The sequence below is a fragment of the Hyalangium versicolor genome, from assembly GCF_020103695.1.
Taxonomy (GTDB): domain Bacteria; phylum Myxococcota; class Myxococcia; order Myxococcales; family Myxococcaceae; genus Hyalangium; species Hyalangium versicolor.
Genome location: NZ_JAHXBF010000037.1, coordinates 56,809 through 79,268, shown reverse-complemented (window position 1 = coordinate 79,268; position 22,460 = coordinate 56,809). Strand labels below are relative to the sequence as shown.

Annotated in this window: 22 protein-coding genes; 6 read left to right on the top strand and 16 right to left on the bottom strand. The window is 68.6% G+C overall.

Translation table 11 applies throughout. From position 1 onward, the window contains the following. Positions 1 to 49 precede the first annotated feature (49 nt). Both KY501_RS46835 and KY501_RS46830 read left to right on the top strand, forming a co-directional pair. A complete protein-coding gene (locus KY501_RS46835) occupies positions 50 to 844 on the top strand; it encodes a hypothetical protein (RefSeq protein ID WP_224371576.1) in 795 nt (264 codons plus the stop codon). Positions 845 to 881: 37 nt separating this feature from the next. After that, positions 882 to 1,667: a hypothetical protein gene (locus KY501_RS46830; protein ID WP_224371574.1), complete on the top strand. Its 786-nt coding sequence runs from the start codon at positions 882 to 884 to the stop codon at positions 1,665 to 1,667. Between the two features lie 80 nt (positions 1,668 to 1,747). On the opposite strand, the gene KY501_RS46825 is transcribed toward KY501_RS46830, so the two are convergent. The 5 genes from KY501_RS46825 to KY501_RS46805 form a co-directional block, all read right to left on the bottom strand. Then, the gene (locus KY501_RS46825; RefSeq protein ID WP_224371572.1) at positions 1,748 to 3,406 is read right to left on the bottom strand and encodes a glucosaminidase domain-containing protein; all 1,659 of its coding nucleotides are present in this window, start codon (positions 3,404 to 3,406) and stop codon (positions 1,748 to 1,750) included. A gap of 118 nt (positions 3,407 to 3,524) precedes the next feature. After that, positions 3,525 to 7,016 (bottom strand): GAF domain-containing protein, encoded by a 3,492-nt coding sequence (locus KY501_RS46820; protein ID WP_224371570.1) that lies wholly within the window; start codon positions 7,014 to 7,016, stop codon positions 3,525 to 3,527. A gap of 198 nt (positions 7,017 to 7,214) precedes the next feature. After that, entirely contained in the window at positions 7,215 to 7,778 is a 564-nt protein-coding gene (locus tag KY501_RS46815; RefSeq protein WP_224371568.1) for a hypothetical protein, read from the bottom strand. Continuing rightward, positions 7,775 to 8,950, bottom strand: coding sequence for an AAA family ATPase (locus KY501_RS46810; protein ID WP_224371566.1), 1,176 nt, complete (start codon positions 8,948 to 8,950; stop codon positions 7,775 to 7,777). Before KY501_RS46810 ends, KY501_RS46815 begins: the two co-directional genes overlap by 4 nt. Positions 8,951 to 8,998: 48 nt before the next feature. Continuing rightward, on the bottom strand, positions 8,999 to 9,997 hold the full coding sequence (locus KY501_RS46805; protein ID WP_224371564.1) for an aldo/keto reductase: 999 nt from the start codon (positions 9,995 to 9,997) through the stop codon (positions 8,999 to 9,001). Positions 9,998 to 10,104: 107 nt separating this feature from the next. On the opposite strand from KY501_RS46805, the gene KY501_RS46800 reads away from it, so the two are divergent. Then, positions 10,105 to 10,887: an AraC family transcriptional regulator gene (locus KY501_RS46800; protein WP_224371562.1), complete on the top strand. Its 783-nt coding sequence runs from the start codon at positions 10,105 to 10,107 to the stop codon at positions 10,885 to 10,887. A gap of 15 nt (positions 10,888 to 10,902) precedes the next feature. Here the strand turns inward: KY501_RS46800 and KY501_RS53490 are convergent, their stop codons facing one another. The 5 genes from KY501_RS53490 to KY501_RS46775 are packed head-to-tail and all read right to left on the bottom strand — an operon-like array spanning position 10,903 to position 15,302. Then, positions 10,903 to 11,886 carry a cytochrome c gene (locus KY501_RS53490; RefSeq protein WP_255637403.1) on the bottom strand — a complete coding sequence of 328 codons (984 nt, stop codon included), beginning with the start codon at positions 11,884 to 11,886 and terminating at the stop codon, positions 10,903 to 10,905. Next, positions 11,883 to 12,443 carry a cytochrome C oxidase subunit III gene (locus KY501_RS46790; protein WP_224371560.1) on the bottom strand — a complete coding sequence of 187 codons (561 nt, stop codon included), beginning with the start codon at positions 12,441 to 12,443 and terminating at the stop codon, positions 11,883 to 11,885. Before KY501_RS46790 ends, KY501_RS53490 begins: the two co-directional genes overlap by 4 nt. After that, positions 12,440 to 14,188 carry a cytochrome c oxidase subunit I gene (locus KY501_RS46785; protein WP_224371558.1) on the bottom strand — a complete coding sequence of 583 codons (1,749 nt, stop codon included), beginning with the start codon at positions 14,186 to 14,188 and terminating at the stop codon, positions 12,440 to 12,442. The genes KY501_RS46790 and KY501_RS46785 overlap by 4 nt, the downstream gene beginning before the upstream one ends. Continuing rightward, the gene (locus KY501_RS46780) at positions 14,185 to 14,976 is read right to left on the bottom strand and encodes a cytochrome c oxidase subunit II (RefSeq protein WP_224371556.1); all 792 of its coding nucleotides are present in this window, start codon (positions 14,974 to 14,976) and stop codon (positions 14,185 to 14,187) included. The genes KY501_RS46785 and KY501_RS46780 overlap by 4 nt, the downstream gene beginning before the upstream one ends. Beyond that, positions 14,976 to 15,302 (bottom strand): hypothetical protein, encoded by a 327-nt coding sequence (locus KY501_RS46775; RefSeq protein ID WP_224371555.1) that lies wholly within the window; start codon positions 15,300 to 15,302, stop codon positions 14,976 to 14,978. The genes KY501_RS46780 and KY501_RS46775 overlap by 1 nt, the downstream gene beginning before the upstream one ends. A 191-nt stretch (positions 15,303 to 15,493) precedes the next feature. Here KY501_RS46775 and KY501_RS46770 point away from each other — a divergent pair, with 191 nt between their 5' ends. Then, positions 15,494 to 16,174, top strand: a complete 681-nt coding sequence (locus KY501_RS46770) for an SCO family protein (protein ID WP_224371553.1) — start codon at positions 15,494 to 15,496, stop codon at positions 16,172 to 16,174. 82 nt (positions 16,175 to 16,256) lie between these two features. Here KY501_RS46770 and KY501_RS46765 read toward each other — a convergent pair whose 3' ends face one another. Then, entirely contained in the window at positions 16,257 to 16,691 is a 435-nt protein-coding gene (locus KY501_RS46765; protein ID WP_224371551.1) for a hypothetical protein, read from the bottom strand. 122 nt (positions 16,692 to 16,813) lie between these two features. After that, positions 16,814 to 17,236, bottom strand: coding sequence for a hypothetical protein (locus KY501_RS46760; RefSeq protein ID WP_224371549.1), 423 nt, complete (start codon positions 17,234 to 17,236; stop codon positions 16,814 to 16,816). Between the two features lie 159 nt (positions 17,237 to 17,395). Between KY501_RS46760 and KY501_RS46755 the strand changes: the two genes are divergently transcribed. Then, entirely contained in the window at positions 17,396 to 17,959 is a 564-nt protein-coding gene (locus tag KY501_RS46755) for a putative ABC transporter permease (RefSeq protein WP_224371547.1), read from the top strand. On the opposite strand, the gene KY501_RS46750 is transcribed toward KY501_RS46755, so the two are convergent. After that, a complete protein-coding gene (locus tag KY501_RS46750; protein WP_224371545.1) occupies positions 17,945 to 18,775 on the bottom strand; it encodes a methylase in 831 nt (276 codons plus the stop codon). The two genes, KY501_RS46755 and KY501_RS46750, sit on opposite strands and share 15 nt — an antisense overlap. After that, positions 18,772 to 19,314, bottom strand: coding sequence for an O-acetyl-ADP-ribose deacetylase (locus tag KY501_RS46745; RefSeq protein ID WP_224371543.1), 543 nt, complete (start codon positions 19,312 to 19,314; stop codon positions 18,772 to 18,774). The genes KY501_RS46750 and KY501_RS46745 overlap by 4 nt, the downstream gene beginning before the upstream one ends. Before the next feature lie 150 nt (positions 19,315 to 19,464). Between KY501_RS46745 and KY501_RS46740 the strand changes: the two genes are divergently transcribed. Further along, positions 19,465 to 20,013, top strand: coding sequence for a hypothetical protein (locus KY501_RS46740; protein WP_224371541.1), 549 nt, complete (start codon positions 19,465 to 19,467; stop codon positions 20,011 to 20,013). 276 nt (positions 20,014 to 20,289) lie between these two features. On the opposite strand, the gene KY501_RS46735 is transcribed toward KY501_RS46740, so the two are convergent. After that, a complete protein-coding gene (locus KY501_RS46735; protein WP_224371620.1) occupies positions 20,290 to 20,877 on the bottom strand; it encodes a Fis family transcriptional regulator in 588 nt (195 codons plus the stop codon). 129 nt (positions 20,878 to 21,006) lie between these two features. After that, entirely contained in the window at positions 21,007 to 22,392 is a 1,386-nt protein-coding gene (locus KY501_RS46730; protein ID WP_224371540.1) for a universal stress protein, read from the bottom strand. Positions 22,393 to 22,460: the final 68 nt, after the last annotated feature.

The following is a 22,460-nucleotide window of genomic DNA, read 5'->3' as shown; positions in this document are numbered from 1 at the left end:
CGCCGGGCGCGCTCTCACGGGCCTGAGCGGCAGGTAGACTGAGGGCGCGATGGAACGCGTCCGCTCGCCCCACTCCGCCGATGAGGCCTTCCTCGAGACGCTCGAGCCTCTGCCGGGCACGTCCTCTCTGTCCGTGCTGGTGAGCACGGTGCGCTCGCCCGGGGTGACGAGGAATGATGTGGACGCGCTCCTCCAAAGGCTCGCCCGTCCGCTGGCCGATGGCGAGTCCCCGCGTGCCCGTGCCGACGTGCTCCTGTCCCTCCTCGAGTCCTCCGACGTGGGCGAGTTGCAGGGCAGTGAAAAGGGGCTCACCGTGCATGCCGCCGCCGTGCAGGCCCTGCTCGAACTGGGCTATCCGTATGCGCTCGAAATCCCTCCCGAAGCGCTCACCGGGCCCCTGGGCTTCCATGGAGCGCTACAGGGGCTCAAGCTCCCCATCCCCGGCACCATCGCCATGCTCGCGGGCTTCACCGCCCAAGCCGTGGAGCTTCTTCCCTGGGTGTTCCAGGCCGTCGACACGCGGGGCAGTCTGATGGACTGGTTCTTCCTCGCGATGTTCCTGGGCCCCACCGCCATGACGCTGGCGGGCGGCCTGTCGCGGCTGCGCGGACTGCTGATGTCCGGCCTCGTCAGCATGGGCCTCGTCGGAGGTTTCTGGCTCTACGTCTGCACCGATGAGCTGATCCGCAAACCCTTCATGCTCGACTATCCCCATCCCCATATCCTGTGGGTGGCGGGGCTGGGATTCCTGCTCAGCAGCATCTTGTTGCGCCCCAGCGCGTGGCTCGACAAGGACGCACCGGCCCAGGCAGAGGAACCGCCCCCCACCCCACGAGCCCTCTGAAGCAGAAGGCCTCCGCGGCAGGTAGAATGAGGCCGTGATGGAACGTGTCCGCCCACTCCACTCCGCCGATGAGGCCGTCCCCGAGACGATCGGGCCTCTACCGGGCACGGCCTCGCTGCCTGTGCTGGTCAGCACAGTGCGCTCGCCCGGGGCGACAAGAGGCGATGTGGACGCCCTCCTCCAGGGGCTCGCTCGCCCACTGGCCGATGACGAGTCCCCACGGGCCCGCGCCGACCTGCTGCTGTCCCTCCTCGACGCTCCCTACGTGGGCGAACTCCAGGGCAGTGAAGAAGGAGGGCTCACCGTGCACGCCGCGGCCGTGCAGGCCCTGCTCGCTCTGGGCTACCCGTATGCGCTCGAGATCCCTCCCGAGGCGCTCACCCGGGTTCAGCCTCCTCGCGAGTCGCTGTCCCTGTCCTCTCTGCCAGCCCCCGGTCTCGTCGCCCTGCTCACGGGCTTCATCGCCCAGTCCGTGCTGGCCCTGCCTGAAATGGTCGAGAGCCTCAGTCAGCGGAGCAACACGGCGGACTGGCTCATCCTCGCCGCACTGCTGGGCCCCACCGCCACGACACTCGGGGGCGCACTGCTGCGGCTGCGCGGCCTGTTGAAGACGGGCCTCGTCACACTGGGCCTCATGGGAGTGCTCTGGTTCCTCATCTTCACCGCGAGTCTCTTCAACAGGCCCTCTGCGTTCTCCCACTGGGAGCCTTATGTCGCGCTCGTGGCGACGCTGGGCTTTCTGCTCGGCTGCATCCTGCTATGGCCCAGCGCACAGCTGAGCAAGGACACCCAGGAGCGCCTGCTGCCCCCCAACCTGCGCTGAGCTTCAGCACCCAGGACCCCGCAACGGCGAGGGGCCCGCGCCAGTCCTTCGCGCGAGCCCCCCCGTTCTACCGATGCCTCTCAGTTGCCGGCGCCGATCTTGTCGAAGCGCTCCAGGCCGTACTTGCTGATGATGGAGATCAGCTTGTTCGAGTACTCGGGATCCGTGGCGTACCCGGCCTTGTGGATCTCCTTGGCGAACTGCTCCGCGTTGTTCGTGTACTTGAACGCGTTGGCGTAGCGCTTGTTGTCCCGCAGGAACTTGCCGTGGTCGGTGAAGGACTCGGCCGGCGTGTTGTACTTGCGGAAGTTCGCGTCCACCGTCACCCACTTGCCGTTCAGGAACTCCTTCGTCGGCATGGTGACGTGGCCCGCGGGGCCCTCACCCTTGATGCCGAAGAAGTTGTTGCCCTTGGTGGCCAGGCCCGACTTGCCCGAGCCGCTCTCCAGCATCGCCTGCGCCAGCGTCACCGAGGCCGGCACGCCCGTCGCCCGCTGGCTGCGGATGGCGTCCGCCGCCACCTTGTCGAGGAACGCGTTGCCCGTCTTCGGCAGATCGCCCACCGGCGCCGAGGTGCCCGGACCCGAGGTGCTCGGGGTGGAGGGGCTCTCGGTGCCGCCGCCCACCTTGGCGCCGAGCTGCTCGAAGGCCGCGCGCGTCTTCGGGCCGTAGCGGCCAATCGCGTCCACGCCGTGCGCCGCCTGGAACTCCTTGAGCGCCGCCTGCGTCTTCGGGCCGAAGACGCCCGGGCCCGTGTTCATCTCCTTCTGCGTCATGTGGCCCAGCTTCACCAGCGCCTTCTGGAGCTGCTCCACCTCGGGCCCACGCGCGCCCTTCTCCAGGTCTCCCGAGGGCAGCGACATGCCCTTGAGCTCGCTGCTGGCCGTGGACGGAGTGCTCGGGGTGGTCGGCGTGCCGCTCGTGGTCGGCGGCGTGACACCCGTGTTGCCCGGCTTCGGGTTGCCGCCGGAGAACGTCACCAGCTGGCCCGTCGTCTTGTAGCTCTTCGGGCCGCCCACCAGCCGGTCGCCGTCCTGGCGCAGGGTGATCTGGCCACCGGTGGCCGGATCATTGGCGTAGTAGACGGGCTTGCCGTTCTCGGTGCCCCGGCCGGTGATGGCGATCCAGTGGTCGGTGCCGTTGGCGCCGCCGTTGCTGCCGGCCTTGTAGTCCACGCCCACGACCACGGGACGGCCCGCGTCCACCTGCTTGTTGATGGTGTCGAGGTTCCACCCGGCCTTGGCGGCGCTCAGGCCCGCGGCCTTGGCCGCCACGCCCCAGTTCAGCCCGTCGCCCGAGTAGCCGCCGTTCTTGTCCAGGTACTGATCCAGCTGCCCGGGGTTGATGGGCTTGCCGGAGATCTTGCTGATGGCCATCGCGGTGGACGTCATGGCGCAGCCGGCCGCGGAGATGGTCGAGTCATCGCCCATGATGCGGCCACCCCAGGCTGCATCACCCTGGCGGAACAGCGGCGTCCCATCCTGCGAGGTGGGGTACGTACGGCCCGCGCTATCCGTCGCAGCCGCACCGGTCGTCGGGGTGGAGGTGGAGCCGGTCGTGTTGCCGGAGGACGTCGTCGGCTTGGAGTCGAAGGTGTCGGGGATCGTCAGCTTCTGGCCGACGGCGATCTTGCTCGGGTTGGAGATGTTGTTGCTCTTGGCCAGAGCCGAAACGGTGGTGCCGAACTTCTTGGCCAGGGCGCTCAGGGTGTCGCCACTACGAACGGAATAGGTCTTCACGGTCACAGGGAAATGCTCCCTTAGGGACTTCGAGCTTTCCCTTATTGTCGACCGCAGGGAGGCAGAGTTGCGAATCGCGATCAGCCCTCCGGGTGGTATGCGCTCGCACAGGCCCGTTTCATGCACGCCCAGGCGGGATCGGCATGACTGAGAGTGAAGGCGTCTTGTCCTCCCCCCGCGCCACGAGCCGCGACACGGCCCGTACCAGCTCCTCGGCCTCCAGCGGCTTGGCCATGTGCACCTGGAAGCCCGCTCGGTAGGCCCGGCGCGCATCCTCCGCCCCCGCGTACGCCGTGAGCGCAATGGCTGGAATCCATTGATCCTGCGCCTCCGCCCACGCTCGCACCCGCTTGAGCAGCGCGTGCCCGTCCTCTCCCGGTAGGCCGATGTCCGACACGAGCACGTCCGGTAGCTGGGCGGCGAGGCGCTCCATGGTTTCGTGACCATTGCTCGCCACGCTCACCTCGGCCCCGCGCTCGCGCAGCAGCAGGGTGATCAGCTCGCGCGCGTCCGGCGCATCCTCCACCAGGAGCACGCGCACCCCATCCAGCCGGGCCACCGATGCGGCTCCCTCCCCTGAGCCCACCGGGCGCTCCGGCTCGGGCAGCAGCGCCGGCACCGGTAGCACCACCGTGAAGGTGGCCCCGTGCCCCAACCCCGCGCTCTCCGCCTCCACCTCGCCCCCGTGCAGCTCCGCCAGGTGCCGGACGATGGCCAGCCCCAACCCCAGCCCGCCGTGCTCGCGCGTGCTGCTGCCGTCCGCCTGCCAGAAGCGCTCGAAGAGGTGCGGCAGCGCCTCGGCGCGAATGCCCTGCCCCGTGTCCTTCACCCGCACGCGCCACGCCGTCTCCGCGCGCTCCACCCGCACCTCCACATGCCCCCCGGCCGGTGTGAACTTCACCGCGTTCACCAGCAGGTTCCAGAACACCTGCTGCAACCGCCCGGGGTCTCCCGTCACATGCCCCTCGCCCGGCGCATCCTCCACCGACAGCGACACGCCCTTCTGCTCCGCGCGCGGCCGCACCACCTCCACCGCCGCCTGCACCACGCTCATCAGGTCCACCGCCTTGCGGTGCAGCGTCAGCTTCCCGGTGAGGATGCGAGACACGTCCAGCACGTCCTCGATGAGCTGCGCCAGCGAGCGCGCGTTGCGCTCGATGACCTCCAGGCCCTTCTCCCGCACCGCCGCGTCGTCCTTGCGGTTGCGCAGCATCTGCGTCCAGCCCAGCACCGCCGTGAGCGGCGTGCGCAGCTCGTGGCTCATCACCGCGAGGAACTCGTCCTTGGCTCGGTTGGCCGCCTGGGACTCGGCGATGAGCCGCGCGTTCTCGATGGCCACCGCCGCCAGCCGCGCCAACTGCAACAGGATGGCCTCGTCCTCCGAGGTGAAGTCTCCCTCGTTCCGGTCCGACAGCTGGATGAGCCCCAGGTTGCGACCGTTGCGGCCCACCAGCGGCACCGCCAGCCAGCCCCGCATGGGCGGATGCCCCTGTGTGTGCGCGCCGAAGCCTCGCCACAGCGGGTGCGCCTCCAGCTCCGCCTGCGTCAGCCGCATGGAGCGATTGGTCCGGCACACCTCCGCGTAGATGCCCGTGCCATCCGAAGGCGCGGAGAACCCGCGCCATGCCGCGTACTTGTCCGACAACGAGATGGTGTGGATGGCCTGCGCCCAGTCCTCGCCCGTGGACAGGCTGGTGACGGCCTGGTGCGCGCCGATGAGCTCCCGTGCCTGCTCGGTGATCATCTGGAGCACCCCGTCCAGCGAGGCCGCCTGACCGATGGCCAGCGAGGCCTCGGCCAGCCCCTGCAACTGGGCGCGGTGGTGCTGCTCGCGCTGGAGCAGCCGCGCTCGCTCCACTTCGTCCTCACGCTGGCGGGTAATGTCTCGGTGGTTGCCCACCCACTCGCGCACTGAGCCATCCGGCTCCAGCACCGGCACCGCGCGCACCTGCATGTGACGGTACACCCCGTCATGCCGCCGCAGCCGCACCTCGCCCTGATAGGGCTCCAACGCCACCACCGCCTGGCGCCACGAGTGCTCCATCTCCTCGCGATCCTCCGGGTGCACAGCGTCCAGCCAGCCCCAGCCCAGCAACTGCTCGCGAGCCTGCCCGGTGAAGGCCCTCCACCCCGGCTGATCCGAGTCGAACTCGCCCGTGGGCGGCATGTCCCAGATGATCTCCGAGGTGGAGGTGAGGAAGGCACGGAAGCGCTCCTCGCTGCGCGCCATGTCTCGCAGCAGTTCCTCTACCGTGCGCCGCGCCAGTACCTGATCCGTTACATCGAAGGCGAACGAGGCGATGCCCTCCACCTGGCCGTCGGCGTTGCGCAGCGGCTGGTAGACGAAGTCGAAGTACGTCTCCGCCACGAGCACATCCGAGCCGTGCCGGCCCGTGCGTACCGGGTACTCCTTGCCGACGAAGGCCTCGCCGGTGGCGTACACCCGATCCATCACTTCGAAGAGCCCCTGCCCCTCCAGCTCCGGCATGGCCTGGCGCACGGTGAGGCCGGTGAGGTCCCTGCCACCGTGCAACTGGCGCTGGCGCGGGTTGCACAGGACGAAGTGGTGCTCACGGCCGCGGGTGACGAACATCATCGCCGGGGCGCGCATCACCAGCTCCTCCAGCCGCGAACGCTGAGCCTCCACTTCGTCCATCAGCCGCGAGCGCTCCATGGCCAGCGCGCAGTGCCGGGCCAGGGCCAGGAGGAACTCGCGATCCTTGCCGGAGAAGGCGCGCGGTTCGGGGAAGCACAGCGCGAGCACGCCGATGATCCGCCCCTCCACCACCATGGGCATGCTCGCCACCGAGCGCGCGGGCGTCTGCTCCAGCATGACCTGGAGCAGGTTCGGGTAGCGCGCGGCGAGGGCCTCGGGAGACTCGAGCCACACGGGCTCGCCGGTGTTGAAGGTGTGGGGCAGGGGCAGCTGCGCATCCAGCGGCATGAACTGGAAGTCGCGGTAGAGCTGGCGGGACCAGCCGTTGTACGCCACCGTGCGCAGCATGTTCTGCCCTTCGACGGGCAGCCCCACGGTGGCCATGTTGGCGCCCACGGCGGCCATGATGTGCTCCACGGCCACGGACATGACTTCCTCGGGAGAACGGGCCGAGGACAGCTGTGCGGTGAGCTCCTGAAGGCGCGCGAGCCGGTTCGCGGCGTGCTCGGCGGCCTCGCGGGCGGAGCGCTCGGCGGCGAGCAGGCGCAGGCGCTCCACCTCGGCCTGACGCATGTCGGTGATGTCGCGGATGACCAGGACGAGCCCGGTGGTCGAGGGGAAGATGCGGACCTCGAGCCAGGCATCCGTGGGCGAGAAGTAGTCCGTGAGCGTGGTGCGCTCGCCGGACGTCATGGCCTGGCGGACGACGGGGGCGAAGGGGGTGCTGTCGAGCGCGGGGATTTCGGCCCAGAGCTCCTTGCCCAGCAGCTCCGCGCGCGAGCGGCCGGCCATGCGCTCGGTGACGGCGTTGAGGTAGGTGATGCGCCAGTCGCGGTCCACCGAGACGAGCCCATCGGGGATGCTGTCGAGCAATGGCTCGAACTTCGAGTCACCCTCAGCCGGTGACCCGACGCCGTCCTGCTGCGGTGCTGGGTGCTGGCTCGGATTCCTCATGGCGACAGTCCAGGCTTAGCAGAGTCCGCAAGATGGCTTCGCGGTCGCGGCGTGCGAACTGTCGACGGTGGACATGCAATCCACGCTTGGTATCGGGGCTCGGCTGCCTGCACGGAGTGCATTCTGCCGAGCAGGCGCACCCATGGGGAGAACCCGAGGAGTGGGAGAAGGGCCGGAGTTCAACCGCACGGTCGATGTTCAGGACGCGTGCGTGAATCCGACCCGGAGGCGCTCGTGAAGGGCCGAGAGTTCCGGGCACAACGAGAGCAGCGATTTCCACTGCGCCGAGAGTCCCCGCATGGCGCGCTTGCGGCCCTTGCCCACCTGCGACAACCAGCCCTGCTCACGCAGGAAAGGCTCCGCGTAGCGCTCCTTGGGGTCGCAGTCGGAGCGGATGGCCCCCCAGCGCTCGCCCAGCGCTTCGCGATGGAGCGCGAGCATCCAGACCTCGACTTCCTCGATGGCCACGCAGGACAGGAGCTTCCCCGGGTGCTCCTGCTCTCGGGAGGCTGCGCGTGCTTCGTTCTCGAAGCGGTTGCAGTCGCGGTCGACGACCAGGAGGAAGAGATCTACCATCGGGTTCTCCTCGACGATGCGCGCCACCATGTCCTTGTTGAGCGCCTCGTCGATGCCTTTGAGGTGGGGATCCTGGAGGACTTCGATCCGGGCCTTGCGTCCGAGTTCCTCGAAGAGCTTCTCCACGATGGGCTGGAGGATGTGCGCGTCGAGGGTGGGATCCTCGGGGATGATGAGCACCTTCACAACGCGCGCTCCAGCCAGCCGGTGGTGAAGAGGTGGTCGATGCCGGACTTCGCGAGGACCTCCTTGAAGTGAGGGATGTCCTCGAAGCGGCGCAGGAGGGTGCCAGAACCATCCTGGGCGCGGGCACAGAGCACGGCGTTGTTCAGCCCCTCGGAGGAGAGCGACTGGAGGACTTGAGGTGAATGGGTGGTGGCGATGACCTGGATGCCGCGCTCCTTCGTCACCATCTCCAGGAACTCGACGAGCAGGTGGATGCGCTGGGGGTGCAATCCTTGCTCGAGCTCTTCGATGAGGAAGATGCTCCCAGGTGGCGCCGTCTTCAGCGCGGTCAGTGTTCCGAGAAAGCGCAGGGTGCCGTCCGACAGCGCGCGCGTGGAGGTACGAGTGCCGTCCTTCTCCACCAACACGAGCATCACATCCCCGAGCTCGGTCTCGATGAAGTCGATCTCGGTGATCTCTGGAGCACACAGCTCGGAGAGCCAGTCCACCCACTCCAGCCGCGCGTCCTCGGTCCGGCTGCGCACCCAGATCGCGGAAGAGAGGTGTTCACCCTCCGCGCCCATCTCCCGAGCATGTTGGGGCGAATAGCCCCGCATGCGCTCAGGCTTCAGATCGAGCACGACCAGCCGCTGGAGCACTTGCCGCAGTGCGAGCGCCAGCCGTGCTGCTTCGAACTCAGGCCGTTGCTTGAGGAGATGCTCCAGCTCGGAGAAGAGGCTCTGGCTGCTCCCGAGCCACGCATCCTCCGTTTCGTCGAACCCGAAGGTTCGTGCCTGCGTCCATTGCCCGGAATCCGTCATACCCGTGAGATGGGCGAAACCCTCTCCGTCTATCCGAGGCTCGGGCTTCACCGTGAATCCCAGAGAGTGACTCACCCGTTGCCCTTGAAGATCCCAGTCCGTGTCGATCTCGGCTCTTTCCTGACCTCGACGAATGACCTCAGAAATTCCGCCGCGGATTCCCGGCCAGATCTCTCGTCCCGCCTCGACGCGGCCTTGGAGTGTATCCGTCAGCGAAAAGCCCAGCCCCAACCCCTGCACCAGCCGGATGGCATCGAGCAGGTTGCTCTTACCCGATGCATTCGCTCCCACGAGCACCGTCAATGGCGAGAATTCAACTCGCACAAAGGCTTCGAAGCTCTTGAAGTTGGTCAGGTCGATCGAGCGCAGCATGCGCTCACCCTACAGCAGCCCAGCCCATGTGTGTCACTTTGAAGAGTGTCAGCGCTTCTCGCTATCGAGCATGGCCATTTGCGCGGCTGCGTAGCGGGTGCCCGCAATCGCACCTCGCGGCGCGATCGCCTCGACCTCGGCGAGCTGCTCCGCGGTCAACGGCTTCGCAGTGAGCGCTTCGTCCAGTTGCTGGAGCGTGCGCATGCCGAGCGTCGGCCTGAACCGCGGCTGCTGCTTGCCGAGCACCCAGCCGATCGCGAGCTGGCTCGGCGTGATACCCCAACGCTTCGCCAGTCCCTGAAGACCGGCGACAACCTTGGCATTCGCTTCGCGATTCTCCCCGGTGAACCGCGGCATGTGGGCGCGCGCGTCGTCGGCGTTGATCGGGCTGGCCGAGAGCAGCCCGCGCGACAACACTCCGTACAACGTCGCGCCGATGCCGAGCTCCGTGAGCACCGGAAAGATCGCGTCCTCCGGATCACGACTCGCAATCGAATACTCGATCTGGAGGTCGGCGATCGGGTGGACCTTCGCCGCGCGCCGGATGGTCTCGGGGCCGACCTCGGACAGCCCGATCGATCGCACGTAGCCGGCCTTCACCAGATCGGTAATCGCGCCGATCGTGTCCTCGATGGGCACCGCCGGGTCCAAGCGCGCTGGACGATACACGTCGACGTATTCCGTGCCGAGCCGAACCAACGAGTACGCAAGGAAGGCCTTCACCGCCGCGGGTCGCCCGTCCATACCACCGAAGCTTTTGTCGGCGCCGCGCAGTGCGCCGAACTTGACCGAGAGCTGGACCTGATCGCGGCGGCCGGCGATGGCCTTGCCGATGAGGAGCTCGTTATGACCCGAACCGTAGAAGTCGGCGGTATCGAGGAATGTCACGCCGCGTTCGATTGCGGCATGGATGAGAGCGATGCTCTGCGCATCGTCCGTCTTGCCGTAGGCGCCGGACAGCCCCATGCAGCCGAGTGCGATTCTCCTGGGCGTGGCCCCAGCCACAGTTGCTGACGTCGAGTGGGAGTCGGTTTGTTGATCGTGCATGGACCCGTTCTACGGATGGGCGACCGCATGCACTTGTCGATCCTTGGCGCAATACTTCCGCCAAGAATCGACAAGCGCCAACACGCTCGCGGGACTATCCTGAGAGGATGGACCGCTTCACCGAGCTTCCCGTCTCGCTGCCGGGTCTCCACGCGGGGCGCGGGACGACCACCTCGCTGCATACTGGGGTGAAGGACCGCTATGGCGTCGGGCGCATCGAGCACGGCGACACCGAGTGGTGGGGCAGCGGCAGGGTCTGGCGCTCCGTGCCCGGATCCATCCTGGTCAAACAGCCTGGCGATGTGGTTCGCCACCTCGCCCACCGTGGACCGACGACGTTCACCGTCGTCACGCTGCCAGCGCACGAAGTCGCTCAGGTCCAGGGCGAAGGCAGGGCGGTGGCGATCCCGCAGCTCGACGCCAACGACCCACGCGCCGCGCCGTTCCACCGCCTCATCGATGCCGCGTGCGCAGGGGTTGACCGCCTCTCACTCGAGGTCGCCGTCGCGGAAGCTGTCAGCGCGCTGGTGGTCATCCGCACCGCGCTTCCTGACTATTCACGTCCCGTCCGACGCGCGATGGAATACATCCGCGAGCGACTCTGCGACTCGATCACGCTCGATGACCTCGCGGACTACGCGGACCTCGACAAGTTCCACCTGTGCCGCGCGTTTCGCGCGCAGATTGGAATGCCGCCGCATACCTATATGACGCATCTGCGTGTCGCGCGCGCGAAGGAGCTGCTCCATCGCGGCGTGCGGGCGTCCGACGTGGCGCCTCAAGCTGGCTTCTACGATCAAGCACAGCTGACGCACCATTTCAGGCGGCTCGTCGGGACGACGCCAGCGCGTTACGGGAAATCTCGAAGCGGTCGCCGTGCTTCGTCGTGACGGGCTCCGGCCGTGTCACTTCGCGGGGTGGAGCAGTTGCTCCTTGAGCGCGCGGCCCTCGGGCGTGTCCCGCTGAGTGACGAGCGTCTGCACGTAGTACGCGAGCGCCCACAGGTTCTCCTCGGGGATGGCGCCCTTCCACGTCGGCATCGCCGCGCCTCCCACGCCCGCCGAGATGACCCGGTACAGGTCCTCCCGCTGCCGCTCCTGCGTGTAATCGGCACCCTCCACCTTCGTGCCCGTCGGCCACACCGTGCGCAGCCGCTGCATCAGGAAGTCCGGGGGTAGCACCTTCGCTGTCTGCGCCACCTCTCCCTTCTCATCCACCGCCACCGCGTAGTCCGAGTCCCTCGCCATCTGCGTGTACGGATCGGCCTTGCTCAAATCCACCTTGCGCCCCGTCACCTTCTCCGTGAGCGCCTCCAGCTCCGGCCGAGACAGATACGAGATGTGGCAACCCGAGCACCCCGCGTGCCCCTTGCCCGCCACGTGGTAGACCTCCTTGCCCCGCTCCACCGCCTCCGCCTCGCGGCCCTTCCACGGATCCGCTGACAGCTCCAGCGGGTTGCCCGGCGCCTCCTGCTGCCAGCGCGGGCTGAACGTCTTCAGGTATTGCACCACCGCCTCCACGTCCGCCTCCGGCACGCCCCAGCCCTGCATCGAGGTGCCGTGCAGCCCTCGCCGCACCGTGCGCTTCAGCGCCTCGTCCGTGGGCAGCTCGCCCGCGGACACTCCGCCGAACTTGAACAGCCCCTGCCGGAAGCTCCGCGGCGGTGGACGCATCCCCACCGCGGACGGCCCCTGCCCGTCCCCTTTCTCCCCGTGGCAGGACACGCAGTAGTACACGTACACGTCCCGCCCGCGCTCCAGCGTCTCCGCCGCGACCGCGCGCCCGTCTCCCAGCTTCAGCGGCTCGAGCTTCGGCGCCTGCGAGCTGCATCCCAGCCCGGCCACTGTGAGCACCGACAGCACTGTGAGCACCGCGCGTCTCGCGTTCATGGCAGGTACACCGCTCCGAAGAGGATCAGCCCCGTCACCGCCAGGAACGCTCCGTAGATGCCCCAGAGCCGCACCGCTGCGTGCACATCCGTGCCTCGCGCTCCTCGCACCAGCTCGCGCACCACTCCCAGCAATCCCACAACCACGTGCGCGCCGTGCACCGCGCCCAGCCCGTACACCATCGAGGCCTGCGCTCCTCCCTGGGGCAGCTGCAGTCCCGCGCTCCACAGCGTGCTCAACACAAAGCCCTGCACCGCAAGCGAGGCCACCCACGCGCCCAGCGCTCCCGCCGCGAACAGCGTCACCCTCGCCGCCCGCCCGCTCAGGTGCAGCAGCACTCCCGCCGCTCCCAGCAACAGCACCGCCACCAACGGGAGGAGCGTCGGCAACGCAGGCATCCCCAGCAGAGGCCAGGGCTCGCGCATCCGCAGGTAGCCCACCGAGAACGCCAGCGCCGCGAAGAACATCGCCCACGCGCCCAGCCCCACCACCACGCCGAACCACGCCGTCACCTCATCCGCTCGCGTGGCGGGAACAGGTGCCTGTCCGGGCGTCATCCCACACCTCCCGCGCTCGGCATCGGCGGAGCCAGCTCCGGCGCACTCGCCTCGGCCTGGGGAGCCTCACCCGGCAACGCCTCCGCCTGGCCGATCCAGTCACGCCCTAGCAGCTCATGCGCCTCCGGCTGCGAGAGCGCATGCGGCCCTCGCACCACCACCGGCACCTGCGGGTAGTTGTCCACGGGCGGCGGGCTCGGCGCGCACGTCCACTCGAGCGTCCCCACCTGCCACGGGTTCGCATCCGCCGCCGGTCCCCTGCGCAGCGACCACACCAGGTTCACCACGAACAGCAGCTGCACCAGCCCCAGCGTGAACGCCGAGTGGCTCGTCGCCTTGTTCAGCGTCAGCAGGTGCTGCAGGTACTGGTACTGGTACGGGTCATACAACCGCCGCAATTGCCCCGCGTATCCCGTGAGCAGCTGCCCGCCGAACACCGCCAGGAAGAGCAGCGCCGTCAGCACCACGTGCGTCTTCGCCATCCCCGCGTGCATCGTCCGCCCGAACATCTTCGGGAACCAGAAGTAGATCCCCGCGAACACCGCCAGGAAGCTCGCCGCGCCCATCGTCAGGTGGAAGTGACCCACCACCCACATCGTCCCGTGCAGCGGAATGTCCGTGGCCACCGCGCCCAGCGCCAGGCCCGTAATCCCTCCCAGCCCGAACACCACCATCGCCCCTACCGCCGCCAGCAGTGGCGCCGTGAGCCGCACGCTCCCGCGCCACATCGTCACCATCCAGTTGAGGAACATCACCGTCGACGGCAACGAGATGATCAGCGTCAGCGTGCTGAACGCCCGCCCCAGCATCGGCGACAGGCCACTCGTGAACAGGTGGTGCGCGTACACCAGCCCGGACAGCGAGGACACCGCGCTCATCGCCAGCACCGTGCCTCGGTACCCGTGCGCCGGCCGCCGGCTGAAGAAGGCCACCATGTCCCCGATCATCCCCCAGCCCGGCAGGATGAGGATGTAGACCTCCGGATGCCCGAACATCCAGAACAGGTGCTGGTACAGCATCGGGTCTCCGCCCGCCTGCACCGCCGCGCCCTCCAGGAAGAAGTGCGTGCCCGCCAGCCGATCCAGCAACACCATCCCCGTGGCCGCCGCCACCACCGGGATGAACAACAGGTTCAGCACCGACGTGAGGAACAGCCCCCACACCGTCAGCGGCAACCGGCCCCACGTCATCCCCGGCGCGCGGGCTCGCACCACCGTCACCACGTAGTTTACCGCGCTCAGGAACGACGAGAGCGCCGCGCACACCACGCCCACCATCACCAGCGTCTGCCCCACCCCGGGCGTGAACACGTGCGTGGACAGCGGCGGGTAGCTCGTCCACGCCGCGCTCGCCGTCCCCAGCCTCACGAAGAACGAGGCCAGCACCAGCGCCCCACCCGTGGCGAACGTCCAGAAGCTCAGCGCCGACAGCCGGGGGAACGCCATGCCTCGCGCACCCACCGCCAACGGCACCACGAAGTTGCCCAGCGCTCCAATCAGCAGCGGGGTGATGGCGAAGAACACCATCACCAGTCCGTGCATGGTGAACACGCCCGTGTACGCCGGAGGCGTCAGCGCTCCGCCCGAGCTGGGCAGCGCCCACCCAAGCCCCGGCACCGCCTTGCCCGGGTACGCCCACTGCCAGCGGATGAGCAGCGCCAGCAACCCGCCCACCGCCAGGAAGCCCAGCCCCGCCCACAGGAACTGCCGCGCCACCACCTTATGATCCGTGGAGAAGAGCCTCATGGCTTGGGCCTCCACTCCCAGCCCCAGTGCGCCGCCTTGTCCGAATCGTCATAGGCCCGCTTGGCCTGCCGGCTCGCCTCGCGCAGCCACGCCGCGTACTCCTCCGGCGCCATCACCGTCAGCGTGCCTCGCATCTTGTAGTGGCTCGTACCGCAGTGCTGGTAGCAGGCCACCTCCCACACGCCCGGCTTCGCCGCCTGAAACCACGTCTGGTTCACCCGCCCCGGAATCGCGTCCAGCTTCACCCGGAAGTTCGGCAGCGAGAACCCATGCACCACATCCGTGGACGCCAGCTGCACCCACACCGGCACGCCCACCGGCACCCGCAGGTCGCTCCACGTCACCACGTCATCCGCCGTGTTGAAGCGCCCGTCCTCTCCCGCGTACCGCACCTCCCACGCCCACTGCCGCGCGTTCAGTTCCAGGCGCACCGTGTCCGGGTTGCCGGCCGGCACGTCGAAGTTCCACAGCACGTCATCCTGGTAGCCCAGCGATCGCGCGAACAGAGAGCCATCCACCACGCCGAACACCGTCAGCGCCGCCACCATCACCAGCGTGCGGCTGCGACGCGTGCCACCGTCCGCGGGCACCTGCCGAGCGCCTCGGAAGCGCACCAGCATCCACGCCAGCCACCCCACCATCACCACCGCCAGGACGAAGTCGAAGTGGTGGCTCAGCTCCAGCAGCGAGTCGATCCGGTGCCCATGGGTGCTCGCATCCTCGGGCAGCGCCACAGCCAACGCGCTGTGGCGCGAGGTAGCTCCAGGAGGCTCGGGCACGGCATCCATCAATCGCTCCTCTTCGCATCACCTCGCGCCGTCCGCACGGCCGCCCACACTCCGAGCGCCACCAGCAGGAACGGCAACAGCAGCATGCCCCCCACCAGCAGCGCCGAGCGCACCATGGACTCCGGCGGACGCGCCACGCAGGTGGGACATGCCAGCACCCAGGCCGGGAGCAGGCACAGCCCCACGGCCACCAGCGTCCCGAGCCTCGCCACCCACCGCTCCCGAGCCCAGCGCGGGCCGCTCGAGACGCAGGGCACCGGCGCTCCAGCCCTCTCCCGCCGGGAGAGCGCCACAGGGACACCGAGGACGGGACGGACACGGGGCATCGGCAAGCTTCACCGGCTACCATGCCCCCTCCCTCCTCTCAAGCGTCGCCGGCTCCCTCCGCCTCCCTCACCCGCACGGCCGCCCGCACTCCACCGGCTCCTCGGTAGCGCTCGCTGGCCCTCCTGCCGCCGCGCTGCGTCAACCCGTCGCTTGTGCTCCCGAGCCACATCCGTTAGTCCCGTGCACGCCTATGTCCGCTGACACCGCTGCCACCCCCGCCACCCCGGCACAGCCTTCCCTGCTGCGCCACCCGGCCCTCTGGCTGGGAGTCGCCGTCTTCGCCTTCGGCCTCGCGGCGCTCACCCTCGGCTTCCTGCGCTCCCAGGCCCCGTCCGAGTCGCTGCCTCGGCTCGGCACCCTGCCGGACTTCGCCTTCACCCGTCAGGACGGCTCGGCGTTCGGCTCGGCGCAGCTGCGCGGCCACCCCTACGTGGCCAACTTCATCTTCACCCGCTGCCCCACCGTCTGCCCCGCCTTCACCCGGAAGATGGCCCGGGTGCAGAAGGAGACGGACGCCTTCGGGCCCCAGCTGCAGCTGGTCTCCTTCTCGGTGGACCCCACCTACGACACCCCCGAGCGCCTGGCCGAGTACGCCCACAAGCACGGCGCCAACGCCGCCCGCTGGAGCTTCCTCACCGGCGACTACGCCCGCCTCAAGGACACGGTGGTCAACAGCTTCAAGATCTCCATGGGCCGCGAGAACCTGGACGAGGCGGACGTGATGGGCATCTTCCACGGCAACCACTTCGTGCTCGTGGACGGCACCGGAGAGATTCGCGGCTACTACGAGAGCGCGGACGACGCGGCCTTCGAGAAGCTGCTGCGCGACGCGGACCGGCTGGCCCGCGAGACGGTGGCCGGGGGCGCATAACCCCTGGAAATAACAAAGGGCCAGCCCCCTCATCGGGGACCGGCCCAGAGTGTTCAACGCGCCTTGTTCAGGCGGGGGAGTCTCACTCCACCAGGGCGCCCTGCGCGTGGGCGATCAGCTGCTGCCAGTTGCCGGTGGCGATGTCGTTGGAGAACGCGCCGACCTTGTTGGCCACGCCGCCGACCGTCTCGGCGATGTTGGTGATGTCGCCCACCGTCTTGGCCGCGCCCGCCAGGCCGCCGATGCCGCCCAGCACGTTCTTGTTCAGGAAGCTGGCGGCGCCGTCGATGAACTTGTCAGCGAAGGGCTTGACGATCTTGTTCAGACCGAAGGGGAGCTTGTCAGCGAACTTGCCGACCAGGTCCTTGATGGGCTTGGTGAGCTCGGACAGGGGCTTGCTGATGACGCCGAGCACCTTGCTGCCGATGTTGGCAACCTTGCTGGCGATGCCGCCAACCTTGCCCGCGATGTCGCCGACAGCCTTGAACGCATTCTTGATGGAGGAAAAGAGGCCCATGACTTGGCTCGCTTTCGAATTTTTTGGAGAGAGTGAAGGTACAAAGAGGTTATCGGGGGGGGCGTGAAAAGGTTTCCTACCCGCCTATTTCCCGATCATTTTTTTCACTGCGAGCGAGCCGACTAGTTACGTCCCTTCTTCACCTGGTCCATCAGGGACGGGTCGCCCTTGGGGACTTCCCCAGTCGGGGAGCCCGCCAGGGACGGCCCCTTGGGGCCCTTGGAGTTCTCGAAGCCGGACTTCTCGAACTCCTGGTTGACGCCCAGTTCACCCTTGGCGCCCTTGATGAGGAAGTTGGCGACGTCCTCGGCGGACGGGGTGCTGAAGCCGTTGGCCTGCAGGTCCTCGTCCGTGGCCACGTCGAGCACGGGCTCCTTGTCCTTGTCCTGGGCGTACTGGAGTACCAGCTCCACATAGGCCTCGAGCTCCATGCCCACCGCCTTGGCGATGCGCTTGGTGTCCGCATCCTTGAGCAGCTCGGCGCGGACGACTTCGACGGGACGCTTGAGACCACGCTTGGGGCGGGGGGCGGTGTCCTGGGACATGTTCGAACTCCGGGGGATTGTGTTGGAGAGAGCGACTGGGGGTTAACAGTCTGCCCGGGAATTCCGACCTTGCGCAAGACACTGTCCATGGGACGTCTTGCGGTGGGTAGGGGGTGAAACCCATGTTCTCTCACGCCACGAGAGGCGTGGGAGGCGCGGATGAGGGGTGGGGGGGACACAACCTGTCAGATCGGACCCGGCGATCAGCGCTTGGGGTGGCTCGGGCGGTTCATCGTCTACGGGCTGCTGGGGTGGTGCATCGAGTGCCTCTTCACCTCGGTGTTGGACCTGGCCACGGGGGTGGGGGACCTGAGGTTGATGGGGTACTCGTACCTGTGGATGCACCCCATCTGGGGCGCGGGGCTGCTGTTGGGCGAGCGGCTCACGGGGATGCTGCAGCGCGTCGGACTGAGCCGTGCGACGCGGGCGCTGGTGGGCATGGCGGTGTGCTTCGCGGTGGAGTACGTGGCGGGGGCGGTGCTGGTGGCGGCCATTGGACGCTGCCCGTGGGACTACTCAGCGTCTCCGTGGAACGTGAACGGGCTGATCCGCCTGGACTACGCGCCGTTCTGGTGGCTGTGCGGTTGGCTCTATGAGCCGATGGGCTCGCTGGTGCGCCGGGTGCGGATTGGCGCCGCGGAGCCGGAGCCGGAGCCGGAGCCGGTGACCCCGCCCGAGCTGTGGGCCTCGAGGGAGGCTCGCGCCTCCTTATATAGGGGGTGACTCGGGGTTGGGGCGGGGCACGCCGCTGGGGGGCTGCCACCGCAGGTAACCGTTCTCCAGCAGCCAGGGCTCGGTGGCCACGGCTCCCGTGGAGGCGGCGAGACGGAGGGCACCTTCCCGGAAGGCACTCTTCGGCTCCCAGGCGCCGTGCTCCCGAGCCTCGGTCCAGGCCTGCGTCCAGGCGGTGAAGAAGACGTGGATGGGCTCCTCGGGCTGCACCCGGCGACGCAAGTCCCTGGGGAGCCAGTCCCGGAAGAGCAGTGGGGCGAAGCCGTGGTGGAAGTCCGTGTGAAAGAGCAGGGCCTCGCGGGTGAGGCCCTCGGGAGTGCGCCGCAGCAGGTAGGCCACGGTGATACCTCCCTGGGTGTCCGTGCTGCCCTCCACCACCAGGCCTCCCGGCAGCAGCGCCCAGCCCAATTCCGCGTGGGCCGTCTCCACGTCCTCGGGGCGGTACTGGCGCAGGATGTTCATCGCGCGTACCAGCCTCGTGGGCTGACTCGCCGTGGAGGCCCAATCGAAGCCTCCGTGACGGAACCGCGTGAGTGAGTCCTCGTGGCGCACTGCGACGGCGGCTCGGCCTTCATCGGCTTCCACTCCGATGACGGGCAGCGAGGGGTTCAGCTCCCGGAAGGCCTCGGCGCTCTCCAGCGTGGTCCACGGGTGCTCGCCGAAGCCGACGTCGAGAAAGGCGGCTTCGCGCCAGGATCCGTCCTGGCGTTCCAGCAGTGGGCGCTCGCACCGGCACAGATAGGCATCGAGCGCCCGGAGCCGGGAGCGTGCGGTCCGTCCCCGCGTACGGCGCTCCGGAGACGTCATCGTCCGAGTTCCCCTGCCGGCTCGGGCTCGCCGGCCAGGGCTCGCTGGTACACCTCCAGGTCCCACGGGGTGAAGAGGACCACCGTCACCTTCTCCAACTGGGGCAGCCGCTGGAGCGCGGCGTGGATCTCCCGCAGGGCGATTCGCGAGGCCTTCTCGATGGGATAGCCAAAGATGCCCGTGGAGATGGAGGGAAAGACCACCGAGCGCAGCCCGTGTTTCTCCACGAGCGCGAAGACGCTCTGGTAGCAGCGGGCGAGATAGCCTGCCTCGCTTCGTCCTCCGCCCTGCCAGCGCGGGCCGACGGTGTGGATGACGTGGCGTGCGGGAAGCTTGTAACCCCGGGTGATGCGCGCCTCGCCGGTGGGGCAGCCGTTGAGCATGCGGCACTCCATCACCAGTTCGGGGCCCGCGGCTCGGTGGATGGCGCCGTCCACGCCTCCGCCGCCGAGGAGGGAGGTGTTGGCGGCGTTGACGATGGCATCCGAGGAGATCTTCGTGATGTCGCCCTGGATGAGTTCGAGCCGCGAGTCGCTCATGTCATTCACCTCTCTCGAAAGGTGCGTAGCGGACAGTGTGCTTCCCTGGAGTGTGACAGCAGGCGGGCAGGCTGTCCCCCGGCTTCACGCGGGTCGGCGCGTGACTACCTTTCGCCGAAGCGAAATGGCTTCCCAAATCCCGAGGATGACATGGCGACACTCAGGCGTGGACTGGTGGACAAGGTGAAGAAGGCGGCGGCGAAGGTGAGCACGCGGGGCGTGGAGGTAGCGGCGAAGGCCGGCACTCGCGGGGCGCGCGCGCTGGTGGAGACGACGGTGGCCGCGGTGAAGACGGTGGACAAGCTCCAGGAGAAGCTGGGCCGTCGCGCTCCCAAGGTCCGCACCACGGAGGAGTCCATGATGGGCCAGAAGGCCGCTCCGGCCAGCGAGCCCATCCAGGCTGCCGCGCCGAAGGCTCCGGCGAAGGTCTCGCGCACCACGGCGCGTGCACCCAAGCAGGATGTCATCCGGGAGCAGTCCCTCAAGGACGTGGTGATGAAGAAGGCTCCGGCGACGAGGAGCGCCGTGGGTGCTTCCACCAAGAGCCGCCGCGTGAACACCGAGACCCAGCCCGTGGCACTCCGGGAGGCGGGCCGCAAGACGATGCCGGGAGCTGCCCCCAAGCGCTCCAAGGCAGCGGCGCAGGCTCCTGGGTTCAAGGTGAAGCGCGGACAGAAGCACCGCCATACCGGCCGCTGATCCGCGCCATCTCGGGAGTGGCATTCACGAATCCACTCCGGGCAGTTGAGCCGTGTCCCCTGGAAGAGCGGGACGGCCGGTGCGGGAGGACCCGTCAGCCGACGGGGGGACCCGCACCGAGACGAGGGGCCCGCGACCTGTGCGCCATGGACCGTGGGTCCGCGTCCATGCCTGCGTCACCGGGCTCCTGCCCGTGTCCCGGCGAGTACCAGCCAACTGGTATGCCTGTAGTACCAGTTGGGCCAGACTCGCCGGACACCGTGCCTCTCCGGCTCGCTACCTGCGGCTGGCCTTGCGCGGAGCTGCCTTCGAGGACTGCACCTTGCGCTGCTGCGGAGCCAACCGCGTCACCGTGCCCGGCTTGCGCACCAGGGCCGCCTGACGCTCACTCTCGGCTGCCTCGCGCTCGGCCGCTTCCTTCACCGCGCGTTGCTCCGCCAGCACCGCCCAGCGCTTCTTCAGCGCCTCTCGCAACCCCGGCACCGTCAGATCCACCTGCGCCTGGTGCAACCGGTAGTGCAGATCCTCTCGCAGTGCCCCGCGCTCCAGCGCCGAGTCCGCCGAACCCGTCATCCCCAACACCAGCTTCGGCCGCTCCTCCTGCATCTGCAGGCACCGCAGGATGTTCCCCTGTGCCTCCAGCCCCAGCTTCGACACGTCCCAGACGAGCACTACGCCCTTGGGACGCTTGAGCGCCTCGGATAACTCCGCTGCCTGACGAACTTCGATGAGCGCTCCCTCGTGCTCGAAATGGTGCGCCGCCTCCTGCGCCCATGCACGCCGCTCCTCCTCCGTCCCCCCATAGAGCAACAACGAAGCGCGGTTGGAGACGAGCTCCTCTTCGCGATAGCCGCGCGGTATCAGCACGTCAGACCTTCCTTCCCGGAAAAAGAGGTCGGGTCCAGTCTAACGCCCCAGCGGGTTGGCCGTCGAATGCCTCACACTTCTATCAGGCCGATTTCCCGGCCTCTAGAATCCAGGCTGGACGGATTTTCACCCTGGGTGGATGGGCTCGGGGGCCCACCCCCGGGGTTCTCTGCTCGGCGCGGCCGACGGCACCACCATCACCGGGCGGTGACACCGCGCCATCAACTCTCGCGCCACCCCGCCCACATGGCCCAGCCGGCTCTCCGAGGCAGCCACGCACACCATGTCGGCCCCCTCTCGCTCGGCCGCCTGGCACACCGCGAGCGCCATGTCTGAAGCGCTCACCCCCTCCACGCTCCAGCGCACCGCCAGTTCCCCTTCGGGTACCAGCGCCTCCAACCGGCGCAGCACCTCCTGGTGCTCACCGGGCGGCTCGGGCAGCACGCCGTAGTGGTCCGTCCAGTCCGGATCCCCCAACCGCCGCTCGTGCACGTGCAGCAGGTGGATGCGCCCGCCCTCGGCCACCAGTGAGCGCGCCTGGGCAATGGCTCGAAGACTCCCCTCGCTGAAGTCCACCGGCACCACCACCGTGCGCGGCGGCAAGGCCGGACGGGCCCGCACCGGCTGAGGCGGCACGCACACCACGGACTGCTCGGCCTGGCGCAGCACCCCCTCGGACACCGAGCCGTGCCACCACCGCTGCAGGCCCGCCCGCTGGTGCGTGCCCACCACCAGCAGATCCACGCTCCGCTCACGCGCCACGTGCAGCAGATGGTCCGCGCGTCTCCCGTAGCCGGGCTCCAGGTGGATCTCCACCTGCCCCTCCCCCGGCAACTCGCCCACGCGCTCGCGCACCTCGCGCAGCAGCACATGCTCCACCTGCGGATCCAACGCCTGGATGCCGCGCACCACCGGATCCAACAACTCCACGCGCACCGGAGTGTGGATGCCCAGCCGCTCGCGCTCCTCCGGCGGCGAACAGACATACGCGGCGATGATGTCGCACGGCCCCACCTCGCGCAGCGAGCGCAGGAAGGCGCTGGGCCCGCCTCCCCCCTCCGAGGTGTCCACCCCCACCATCACCGTCAGCCGCCGCCTTCCCCGAGCCCATTCCACCAGTGCCCCATCGTTGCGCACCACCAGCACCGGAGCGCAGGCGCGGCGCACGATCCGCTCGGGCAGCGGCCCCCGGCGCCAGGCAGACGCCCCCCACCCCTCCGAGGCCACCACCAGCCACCGGGCCTGGCGGCACTCCGCGTCGCTGATCACCTCGTCGAGCCGCGAGTGGAGCACCGTGCGCACCTCCGCACCCAGGCCCCGAAGGCGCTCGGCCTCCGCCTCCAGTCGCTCGCTCAGAGGAGCCTCGGCCTGCAAGCCGCCAGCACCTGAGCCTTCATGCTCGACCACGCCGTGCAGCGCCAGGGGCTCTCCGAGCCGGGCCGCGACCGCCGCCGCGGCGGTGCCTGCTCTCACGGAGTGCGGGGTCAGGTTCGTGACGCAGATGACGGACATGGCAACCTCCTACGACAGCTTCAGGGTGCTCATCCCGAGCACGGACAAGCGATGGCAAGCCTGTCCTC

Excerpts from the sequence above, each read along its gene's own strand:
- KY501_RS46835 (WP_224371576.1), top strand. The coding sequence starts at position 50 with ATGGAACGCGTCCGCTCGCCCCACTCCGCCGATGAGGCCTTCCTCGAG.
- KY501_RS46830 (WP_224371574.1), top strand. The coding sequence starts at position 882 with ATGGAACGTGTCCGCCCACTCCACTCCGCCGATGAGGCCGTCCCCGAG.
- KY501_RS46820 (WP_224371570.1), bottom strand. The coding sequence starts at position 7,016 with ATGAGGAATCCGAGCCAGCACCCAGCACCGCAGCAGGACGGCGTCGGG.
- KY501_RS46810 (WP_224371566.1), bottom strand. The coding sequence starts at position 8,950 with ATGCTGCGCTCGATCGACCTGACCAACTTCAAGAGCTTCGAAGCCTTT.
- KY501_RS46805 (WP_224371564.1), bottom strand. The coding sequence starts at position 9,997 with ATGCACGATCAACAAACCGACTCCCACTCGACGTCAGCAACTGTGGCT.
- KY501_RS46800 (WP_224371562.1), top strand. The coding sequence starts at position 10,105 with ATGGACCGCTTCACCGAGCTTCCCGTCTCGCTGCCGGGTCTCCACGCG.
- KY501_RS53490 (WP_255637403.1), bottom strand. The coding sequence starts at position 11,886 with ATGAACGCGAGACGCGCGGTGCTCACAGTGCTGTCGGTGCTCACAGTG.
- KY501_RS46790 (WP_224371560.1), bottom strand. The coding sequence starts at position 12,443 with ATGACGCCCGGACAGGCACCTGTTCCCGCCACGCGAGCGGATGAGGTG.
- KY501_RS46785 (WP_224371558.1), bottom strand. The coding sequence starts at position 14,188 with ATGAGGCTCTTCTCCACGGATCATAAGGTGGTGGCGCGGCAGTTCCTG.
- KY501_RS46780 (WP_224371556.1), bottom strand. The coding sequence starts at position 14,976 with ATGGATGCCGTGCCCGAGCCTCCTGGAGCTACCTCGCGCCACAGCGCG.
- KY501_RS46775 (WP_224371555.1), bottom strand. The coding sequence starts at position 15,302 with ATGCCCCGTGTCCGTCCCGTCCTCGGTGTCCCTGTGGCGCTCTCCCGG.
- KY501_RS46770 (WP_224371553.1), top strand. The coding sequence starts at position 15,494 with ATGTCCGCTGACACCGCTGCCACCCCCGCCACCCCGGCACAGCCTTCC.
- KY501_RS46765 (WP_224371551.1), bottom strand. The coding sequence starts at position 16,691 with ATGGGCCTCTTTTCCTCCATCAAGAATGCGTTCAAGGCTGTCGGCGAC.
- KY501_RS46760 (WP_224371549.1), bottom strand. The coding sequence starts at position 17,236 with ATGTCCCAGGACACCGCCCCCCGCCCCAAGCGTGGTCTCAAGCGTCCC.
- KY501_RS46755 (WP_224371547.1), top strand. The coding sequence starts at position 17,396 with ATGAGGGGTGGGGGGGACACAACCTGTCAGATCGGACCCGGCGATCAG.
- KY501_RS46750 (WP_224371545.1), bottom strand. The coding sequence starts at position 18,775 with ATGACGTCTCCGGAGCGCCGTACGCGGGGACGGACCGCACGCTCCCGG.
- KY501_RS46745 (WP_224371543.1), bottom strand. The coding sequence starts at position 19,314 with ATGAGCGACTCGCGGCTCGAACTCATCCAGGGCGACATCACGAAGATC.
- KY501_RS46740 (WP_224371541.1), top strand. The coding sequence starts at position 19,465 with ATGGCGACACTCAGGCGTGGACTGGTGGACAAGGTGAAGAAGGCGGCG.
- KY501_RS46730 (WP_224371540.1), bottom strand. The coding sequence starts at position 22,392 with ATGTCCGTCATCTGCGTCACGAACCTGACCCCGCACTCCGTGAGAGCA.